The organism is Okeania sp. SIO1H4 (genome assembly GCF_010672695.1).
In the GTDB taxonomy this organism is placed as follows: domain Bacteria; phylum Cyanobacteriota; class Cyanobacteriia; order Cyanobacteriales; family Microcoleaceae; genus Okeania; species Okeania hirsuta.
The window spans coordinates 1-10,307 of record NZ_JAAHGB010000124.1 but is presented as its reverse complement, the minus strand read 5'-3'; the positions used below and the strand labels follow the sequence as shown (position 1 = coordinate 10,307).

The window sequence follows — 10,307 nt, the reverse complement described above, 5'->3', positions numbered from 1 at the left end:
TGAATTTTCTGTTTGTAATAGTTAAGCAGATTAGTTTTTTCTGCTTTTGCTTGTTGTTGTAGAGCATCCCCGATTTTTTGATGTATTCCTGGGAGGTTGGGGTTGAGTTTGAGGGCGTTTTGGTAAGAGGCGATCGCTTCTGACCATTTTTGTATTTTGGCCAGTGCTTCTCCTAACTCGTAGTAAGATTGGTCATTAGGATTTTGTTGAACAATTTGATATAGTTCAATAATGTATTCTTCAAATTCTTTATCTTCTGGAAATGAAAAACTCATATTGTTATGTCACAGCAAGTTTTTTTTGAGAGTTTACTTTCGCAGGAATTTTTTTCTTTTTAAAATTACAAAATTTTTACCACTTATAAAACAGCAAAAGTACCTATAAAAATTTTATTCGGTTGGTATGGTTTCTGATATTCTGTTAATTCTTCAATTTGCTTAACTGCTTTGTTAATATCTTGAAAATCTATTTTTCCCAACTGCCAGGGAGAAAACTTCCACCACTGCAAAGCTTCTAAACGAGGAATTAATTCTTCATCTACTCTATATTTTTTCACAACAGCAGGATTACCAGCAACTACAGCATAAGGTGGAACATCTTTAACAACAACTGCTCTAGCCGCAATAATTGCACCATTACCTATGGTAACACCAGCACGAACATAATGCTCCATGACCTATCCAAACATCATTGCCTATGTTAGTGATTTTTACTTGAATAGCTGGCACTTTTCCCACTAGATGAGAAACATATTGATGATATAGTTCTGAGTCTTCAAAATTGTAACCGACATTGAATAACTTGCTTGACCTATATTGAAAAGGATTTGTACTTAACCAAGTTGTAGGATGATTCTGTCTTCCTATTTGTACATCTTCACCTATAGATGTATATCTACCTATGTTGGCAGCAAAGCAAAAACCTCTTACCTGATAACTAAATGCACCAAGAGACAATGAATGGTGAAATTGGGCATATTTTAAACTACAAGGAGGTTCAAGCCAACATTCAGTTGGTAATGACATACTACTTGGGTGGAGAATTTCTACTCCATATTCTCTCAGTTTTTGTTTTTGTTCTTCAGTAATATTTACTCTCATCAGATTAATTTTGTTTTCTTACGTATGCACCACTAATAATTTACAATGCCAATTCTTTCTTGATCTGGGTAGCATTAACTTTTCCTCTGTTTTTTAAACAAAATTCTATTTTTTCTGAATTATTTTCATAAAATTTGGTAACAATTTCGTTACTTTTAGAATTGGCAATCTTAGTATGATTGTAAGAAGATATTTCATCTACTTGATTAGATTTTCCTAAAACATGATTAATTATTCTTAGTTTAGTCAAATTAGGATTAGACCACATTTCTTCATAAGTTAAACACAAAGGCGAAATACCTTTTTTGCTAAAGCTTTGCTGCCATCCAAATTCTTGCTGTAGAATATGAATCAACCAATTCCATATCTTGTCTTCTGAATAATCAAAATCTATTAAAGCTTTTTCAGAAGCATTTTTTTGTGCTGAATGGAACATACCTGTTTCCACTGCTCTATAAAGCGAAACTGCTTGTGCAACTAGATCGAGTCTGTAAAGATAAATAGATTTGTTTTTTTCTAGGTTTAATAAACTTAAGGATGAATCATTTTTGGTTTTTTCTAAAGCTTCACAAACCAGTTGGTATTGAAAAAAGCTTAATTCCATACCAAATACTTTATTTTCTGTGCATTGTGTTCTTTTAATGCAATCAAAATATTCTATTACATCTAGGCAAGGATAATGATTTTGTATAATACCAGGTAAATTTCCTGGATTAAACCATTCTTCTGGGTTACCTAAAATTTTTGTTTTTGATAAAATTTCTGTCAGCCAAGAACTACCACTTCTGGGAGTAATACATATAGTATATTCATTAATGGGAAGAGATAATTGTTGATAACTTTTTATGACATTGCGACTCTTATCAAGTAATGCTAGTTCTTGAAAATCACTTAAAACTTGTAAGATTTTATTTTGAGTTTTTTTAGTTATAGTTTGAGTCATTGCTATTTCTTAATTTTATTTAGGTCGGTATTGATTATCAATATTCTAATAATTACAATTAATTAAGTTATTATAGTTATAAGTTATAATATTTATTCATAAATAAATCACTATAATCATTTCCTATATTAACAGTATCCTCTTGTTGACGACATTGATTAGCAAAACTATACAATGCGTCAACCAAAGAAGCAACATTAACATCTGGCTCGATTAAATAACCTAATCCTAACTTGCGGACTCTTTCACCTACGGCCCCAATATCAAAAACAAAAGGATATAAACCATTTTCTAATGCTTCGCTAAGAGTATAGCAATAAGTTTCCGGCCATGTACTAAAAAAGGCAGCAACATCTAATTTACTTTTACTAATTAACTCATTTAGTTCTTCTGGTTTATAAGCTCCATAAATACTAACATTTGACAATTTTTCAAATAAACTATTATTTGCCGTTTTACCAATGACAATAAATTCAATGTCTTTCTTTATTTTAGCAGCATAACTAGCACAATTATAAAGAGTATTTAGACCTTTTATTTCTGATATACCACCGATTAAACCTATTCTAATGTTAGATTTATCATCATTTTGAGAGTGTAGAGTAATAGTTTTTCTTACTTCGGGATGATACCTTAATGTAAACTCTAATTCAGGAAAATATTTGCTCATTCTTGTCGCCATATCTTGACTAGGAACAAAGATTTTTCTAGCTTTTTTTAATAAACTTTCTGAGTTGGAACGCCAGATTTCCATACTGTCTATTTCTTCATATAATTTTTGTAGACTGTTATGGGCACCATGCTCTTCAATACATAATTCACATACTTGAATAGGTGGTTCTTGACAATATTTACCTTCAGCCTGACTCAGACTCACCCTGGGACAAATAGACGCATAATCATGGAGAGTAACGTCATAGTTAAGAGCTAACTCTTTCAACAATTTATCAAGAAAATTTTTAGAAAAACCTATTGTATGGTGAATATGAATATGAAATACTCCTAAATTTTGTAAATCTTGAATTAAAGTTTTCCCATCATTACTCAGATTATATCTTGCTAATAAATCTAACTTTGGAGCAGTTAATTCAACCCAATCTTTTGATTCAGCATATGGTTTGAGAACTAGACCAATTATATTTTCTGATTCTAAAAGAACAACTAAATCTTGCAAATGTGTTTCAGTTCCACCTCCCAAGTTATGATTAATCATTAAAATGAAACTATTACCACAACGTTTTAACCTTTCTAAATCAATATTCCTCCGTGCAGTAGCAAAAGGATCTGATTTAATAAATTCTTGAATAACTAAATCATATTCAGGATATTTTTTACGAATCAATTTAAGACTACGATTAAGTAAATCAGTTTTATCACCAACAAAAGATTGACTGCCAACGTGCTGAATAAATACTCCTGTTGCTGCAATATGTCGCCAACCTAAATCTAAAGCTCTTTGACACCAATCAACTTCTTCTCCATATCCTTTACCCCATGTTTCAGCATCAAAATAACCAACTTCTCTCAAAGCATCACGACGAATATATAAACAAAAACCATGACCTGAAGGAACTTCAATTGTCACATTTTGATTAACTTGCCGACATATTTGAGCTAATTCTTCTAAAGTCAAATCTTTAGGTATATCTTCAGTTTCTTGACAATTAATAGGATAACTAAAAATTGTTGCATTATTACTAAAAGGTGTGCCTGTGGCAATTCTTTCTTCTTTATAGACTGCTTCTCGTAAATAGTCTAGCCAATAATCTGTTACATAAGCATCTGAGTTTAGCAAGACAACATCTGACTGTGTATCAGACATCATTCCATTATTAACAGACCGGACAAAACCTTCATTTTTAGCGTGTTTAATCAATTTTATTTGACCTGAATTAGCTAATTCATCTAAATAAGTATGAATTTCTGGTTCAGGACTACAATCATTAATTACTGTTATTTTATATGGACGGTTTCGCTGAGATTGAATTACCCTTTCTAAACATTGTTGTGTTACTTTTAAATTTCTATATACTGGGACAATAACATTTAATGGAGCTTCTTGTTTTACCGATCGCCACAATGATAATTGGTGATATGTTTTGGCATTAAATAATTGTTGTTCATTTTTTTGTTGATGCCGTATGAAATTCTTTAAATTCGGAAATACTACTTTAGTGAGCCATTGTTTTTCACCATCTGTTAAGAAATCAAATCCCGATACTTTTTGGTTCAATAATGAAATGGTGTGAGTTTTTGCTTCTTGTGAAATTGCCATAATAGGAGTATTAAGGATTGGCAAATAAGAATCTTTTAAAGTCAATACTATTTCACTACCTCGCAACCTTTCCTCAGATAAATTCACAAAAAATCCCAATTTAGAAAAACCAAAAATTTCTCCTACATCATCTCTTTGTAAATTGGCTACAATTGACTGATACTTTAAGCCATTTACATAAACATCTAATTCTAAACTATTGTGAGGTGAGTTAATATCAACTATCCAACCTTCAATTCGCATACTATTGACAACATCAATATTTCCCTTGATTTGCAAACTAAAATTTCTGTGTAAAATTATTTGTTGATTATCTAAACTTTTTATTTCTAATTTATGCTCTTTTCCATCCAAATATTCATCAGGTATAGTAAATTCAAAACCATATTTACCTTTTTCTAGATCATTGATTTTCGACTTATTATAATCATTACAAATAATTTGGCTGACTTTTCGACGATCAATGTATAGATTTATTGTTAATATTTTGGTTGAACCTTGCTGTTTAAATATCCAACCTTTAATACAATTTCCTATACATTCTTCATAAATTAAACTAATAAGTTTTTCATCAATAGCCACTGTTTCTTCTTGGTTCTCAGTTGCGATTTTTTCTTGAGCTAAATTTCTGTATTTTTGCCAGTTTTCTGTAGTTGTTTCAGTATGACTTAATTTTGAATTCTCTACCTCTATCTTCAAAACACCTGAATGTATTTTTAGTGCTTGTTGGCAAGCTGCAAATACAATTGCATTTTCCTCTATTTTAACTAAATTAGGTTGAATTTGAAGTGCCTTTTGATAAGCATCAAAAGCTTTTTGATACTCCCTCTTATCATACCAAGCATTTCCTAAACCTATATATAATTCAGCATCATCAGGCTTAATTTCTAATGCCTTTTGATAACTTTCTACATCTGTCGGGTCTTTCTCAATCGCTTGTCGATAACAACTTAATGCTTGCTCTAATCTTCCTTTAACTTGCTGATGCAATGCTTGATTGAATTTTTCCTCGACTTTAGGGGAAAAATTAGGTTGAATTTCCATGAATTGACGATAAGTAGCGATCGCCTCTTCCCAATTCCCCAACTTTACCAATACATCCCCTAAATTATCATAAGTCCAAGCAAAGTCAGGATTTAATTCTATTGCTCGACGATAAGCACTAACCGCCTCTTCCCACTTTTCTAACTTAACTAAAACATCTCCCAAGTTATTATAAGACCAACAAAAATCTGACTTTAATTCTATAGATTTATGATAATTAATAATCGCCTCTTCTAACTCTCCTATTTCTGGCAACAAATTCCCTAGTTTATGATATACTTCCCACAATTCTGGGTTGATTTCAACTGCTTTTTTATAAACATTTATTGCTTCTGTTTGATCTCCTGTTTCTACCAAAGCATCACCTAAAAAGTGGTAAGCATCTGCAAAATTTTGTTCTCTTTCAATTGCTTGACGATAAGCAGCGATCGCCTCTTTCCATTCTCTCTTTTTTGCTAAGGCTTTACCTAAGCTGAAATAAATTTTTGCCTGTTTAACATTCATTTTTTGCTGTTTTGTGAGCGATACAAATTTTTTTGAAGTTTCCTCTATTACCTACTCCTGTCTGATATATCTAGATCAATAATACAGCTATTTGCAGAGATAATCAGTACAGTAACAACAGTGAGTAAAAAAAAAATTTTATTTGCTCCAAGGAACACAACTGAATACCTAATATCATCTTCGTTTAATTAGTTATACTAAAGTTCTTAGGTGGTAGGTCGTAGGTGTAAATTCAAGCTCTAACACTGGAAACCGAGCACAAATTTGGGATATTCCTTCCAGATAACTTCAATAGAAAATTTTTATTATACTTAATCATCCGGACATGGTATAATTCTAACAACTTGGTTACTGCTTCAAAGTTTATGGGAAGAAATCTGCGGATAAATGCTTTTAGTTCCTACCGTAGATGCTTGATGGGATTAAATTCTGGTCAATAGGGAGATAGATACACTTATTTACAATTTTTGGCGTTGCTGATTTGAGGTATGAAATTCAACTAGTGGTAAATTTTCAGCCAAAACAATACTGCAAATTATACCTATTTCTTCCTAATTTAATCACCGAAAAACTTGTTTCTACCTACTGTGCTGACTCGGTCCTCCTGACTCACTCCTCGGTCTTCCTGTGAAATCATACATTTATTCAGCAACGCCCAATTTTTATATGGGTGGTTGATTCAGGATTATTTTAGAGGGTTTGAACTGTAAATATGCGAGAGAGAACTAATCTACTACCGCTCCAGGCGATAATTTGGGACCTAATTCTTCTTGGATAAATTGTTGAAAACTTTCTCCATTCATTTAATATTATTACTATTGTACCTAATAGTTCTGCAAAACGCTGTATTTTGCCATAGGGTAGGATGAGCGAACAGTAGTTAGATAGGATTAATCATACCAAATTCAAAAAAGATAGTTACACTAGAATCAGAACAAAACTTTTAAGAGATTTGCAAAAGACAACGGCAAGCAAATGTAGAAATGGCTGTTTGTTGAAACACAATTATCTAGTTGACAGAACTCTGCTAAGTCAATGATAGAGGCATTTTAGTCTCATATAAAAGCGCTGTAATATTTTTAACCAATGATACAACCAATTGATTATCTTTCTCCTGATGTACCCCTGGAACTGCCTTGGTACAAACTGCCAATTGTCATCGCTACACCTGAGTCACTCAAAGGTTATGGACAACTGGTAGATGATTATCGAAATTTTCCCATTGAAATTGTTACTTGGCCTGCTCAAGGTTGGCGTTCGATAGATGTAGATACAGGTAATCAAGGTGGTACTACTGCAGGCAATTTTGATGTGTGGTGGGAAGGAGATTTTTTGTATGGTAGAAACCAAGCAGTGAACGATCAATATCTATTTGGTTGGTCAAAAAATCCTGGGGAAGCTCAAAAAATTCCCCAGGAAAAATTAGATCGTTCTTGTGTTTTGTTATGGCATACAAATTATCATCCAGACAGTGGGCAATTATTTTTCCCTCTGAATAGTTCGCCATTTGTTGTACCTTTAGCTTTACCTGGTGATGATGTGAAACCAGAAGATTTTAAAGCTTTTTATTTTGATGGCACTCGGGGACTATATATACATCCTAATATTTGGCACGAAGGAATTTTTCCACTAACTTCAGAAGCTAGTTTTTATGATTGCCAAGGCAAGGTTCATGCCAGAGTTAGTTGTAATATTGCTCAAGAGTTTGGTTTGTTTCTTTCTGTACCCTTAAAAAAATTAGATAATTAATTTTATAATAAGTATTTTGACTTAGTTACTTTTCTTAATATTATCGGTCAGACTAATGAAAATATTTTGCTTGAAAAAGGTGGGGTTAATAGGCGATCGCTCCAATAATCATATTTATTAGAATAAAGTTTTTACCTCGATCCCCTATCTGATAACCCTCTAATCTCTAGCCAAGTTTCTTAATTATATTTGGAATCCAGCTCAATGCTAAGTAAATTAATCCCAATTGAAGAAGGAGACAGGAGACAGGAGACAGGAGACAGGAGGAAAATTACATGGGGATTCTAACCCCAAGTAATTTTGAACACCGTGTAGACGGTGGGGTATTAAACCCACAAAGAAAATGATAAACTGTAGCTGTTAGTAAAATGTAAAACCCATCAAAGTCTATCATTATGGATACCCCCTAGCTGTAATTTTTTTCTCTCTAATACTCTTATTATTGTTTTCAAGATCATGACATCTCCTAATTTAGTACCTCAATAGGGTGAAACCTGGAACTACCAGTTGGGTTAATCCGATGCCATCAACCATTTATCGCCTGTCTCTTAACAAAATGCGCCCTAGTATACATTCCCAATTTTTATTGGTAATTAATATCATATACTAATCCTAACATAAATCATTTTTTTGAGAAACAGACCGCTAAAGTTTTTCTACAAATATCTAAAATATAACCAAATAAAGACTATAAAAATATAAATCATAAAAAAAAGTTATATATTTGAATATTGATGTAGAGAATTCGATCTTATATATTCAGCTATGAGGATTCTTGATGATGTTTTTTCAGAGGTTGTATCTGGCCTAAAAGTTGTTGAGCAGTTCTGATGAACTTTTAATCTCAGAGAAAAGAGTATAATTATTGTTTTTAATATAGATAAATGAGATAAATCCAAGTATAACTACTTAGTAATAAGTTTATTAATATTTAGAATATCTGAAAACTTTTTTGTGAAAGTCTTTAAGATTACATATTGTCCAACTAAAAATGAATATACATCTCAAATGGTATCAATGTCTGGGACCGGCGTTTTTTGACTAGGAGTCAGGAGGACTGAGGACCGAGTCAGGAGATCAGGGGAAAGCATAAAGGAAAAAGGTGGAAAAATACTCCCCATTTCCCTAACTCTCCATCTCTTTTTAAATAAATCTCAAATGAGTTGTATGTGACTAGAGCGATCGCATTTTTATCAGCTCAAATACAATTGCTAAATAACTAGACTTATACTTAATATCTGAAAGAGGTTGAGTTAATTTTAATTAAAATAAATGCAAACAGAAGTAAGATTGAGAGTAGCAGTATTGGGGTTCTTCGTCGCAGACAATCAAGTTTTGTTGTTGCATCAAATGACAGACCCAGAACCTAATTGTTGGGACTTACCAGGAGGGGGACTGCAACCACAAGAGACCCTGATGGAGGGACTAGCGCGGGAAATTAGAGAAGAAACAGGAATTACTGATTTTCAAGTAGAGCGACTGCTAACAATAGCAGAGAATTTTTTTCCTCAAGGGGAGGGGAAGGTACTTCATAGTTTAAATATTATCTATCAATGTAGGGTGGAACCAAAACCAACTAATCTTAGTAGTGACGATCCAGAAGTCGGACCTCTGGGTATTAAGTGGTTGGCGATCGCGACTCTGACACCGCAGATGTGTTCAAATAGAGTTTGGACAGCATTACAAGCAGCAGATTTGGTGTAAATTTGAAAGGAAGAGGGAAGAGGTTCAATAATTGATAATTGATAATTGATAATTACCTCTCCCTAAAAGCTATCCCTTATAAGGAACTCCTGAAAACCTTGTGGTCAGCAGGGGAGCAGAGGAGCAGGGAGCAGGGGAGAAAGGAGACAGAATTATAGTAGATAGGAAAAACTACTTCAGTTATCAAAAAAAATGTACTTTTTAATACACTTTTTCTCTGACAAAAACCTTTTCAAGACTTATACATAACTTGTCTATTTTGTCAATTTTTATGTTAAGAAAGATGTTTATAAAGCATAGCCCTAAAAGGAAGAGGATTGAATAAAAGGAAAATTTTTTTCTCTCTTGGTCGATTGGATATGCTTAGGAAACCCATCCATCCCTCGACCGTTTGTTTCTCCACGGCGAGTTAGAGGATTTTTACCTTAATTATTCGGTAAACGGAAGAGGGAAAAGGAAGGAAGACTATTGAGCAAGAAAAAAACTTAAATTTCCTGTAAATATTTACCCTTGGGTTTACACAAACGATATAGTGCGGACATGATATTATCATATAGCGTTTCTCAGACTAATGAGGTACACCTATCTTTTTCTATTCTATTCCCTATTCCCTGTTCCCTGTTCCCTAAAACAAACGAATTTTGTACCTTACGCTTTTTGATAATTGCTATATATTGGAATTATATTGGAATAGTATTTAAGCAGGTACACAAAATTAATTACACATTTTTTAAGACTAAGTTACTTATATTGTAAACATTAGACTTGTCGCGAAATAAAACCTTAAAGTGAAATGGGAAAATTCTGGTTTTCACTGATTAAACTATGCTACCATTAAGTAGAAATTCCAGAGTCCAGCCGCAGTGAACATGAAGCGATCGTCGCGCATCTTTAATGTGATTTCGATACAATCCTCTCCCTGCATTATATCTCTTCACGCCAGATATTGTATGTTCACATTTGACGCTAACGCTACTTTTCTCTCTAT

Annotated in this window: 7 protein-coding genes; 2 read left to right on the top strand and 5 right to left on the bottom strand. The window is 32.9% G+C overall.

The features are described 5' to 3' along the window. The 5 genes from F6K06_RS32440 to F6K06_RS32420 form a co-directional block, all read right to left on the bottom strand. On the bottom strand, positions 1 to 275 hold a 275-nt coding region (locus F6K06_RS32440), incomplete at its 3' end, for a tetratricopeptide repeat protein (RefSeq protein ID WP_287244948.1). 83 nt (positions 276 to 358) lie between these two features. Continuing rightward, positions 359 to 673, bottom strand: coding sequence for a hypothetical protein (locus F6K06_RS32435; protein WP_287244946.1), 315 nt, complete (start codon positions 671 to 673; stop codon positions 359 to 361). Beyond that, positions 636 to 1,100 (bottom strand): hypothetical protein, encoded by a 465-nt coding sequence (locus tag F6K06_RS32430; protein WP_287244943.1) that lies wholly within the window; start codon positions 1,098 to 1,100, stop codon positions 636 to 638. Before F6K06_RS32430 ends, F6K06_RS32435 begins: the two co-directional genes overlap by 38 nt. A 40-nt stretch (positions 1,101 to 1,140) precedes the next feature. Then, entirely contained in the window at positions 1,141 to 2,043 is a 903-nt protein-coding gene (locus F6K06_RS32425) for a Stf0 family sulfotransferase (protein WP_287244941.1), read from the bottom strand. 76 nt (positions 2,044 to 2,119) lie between these two features. After that, positions 2,120 to 5,866 carry a tetratricopeptide repeat protein gene (locus F6K06_RS32420; RefSeq protein ID WP_287244939.1) on the bottom strand — a complete coding sequence of 1,249 codons (3,747 nt, stop codon included), beginning with the start codon at positions 5,864 to 5,866 and terminating at the stop codon, positions 2,120 to 2,122. A 1,086-nt stretch (positions 5,867 to 6,952) separates the two neighbouring features. Between F6K06_RS32420 and F6K06_RS32415 the strand changes: the two genes are divergently transcribed. Continuing rightward, positions 6,953 to 7,615: an ureidoglycolate lyase gene (locus tag F6K06_RS32415; protein WP_124145749.1), complete on the top strand. Its 663-nt coding sequence runs from the start codon at positions 6,953 to 6,955 to the stop codon at positions 7,613 to 7,615. Between the two features lie 1,272 nt (positions 7,616 to 8,887). Next, complete coding sequence (locus F6K06_RS32410) at positions 8,888 to 9,319, top strand: NUDIX domain-containing protein (RefSeq protein WP_124145750.1); 432 nt, start codon at positions 8,888 to 8,890, stop codon at positions 9,317 to 9,319. Positions 9,320 to 10,307 lie beyond the last annotated feature (988 nt).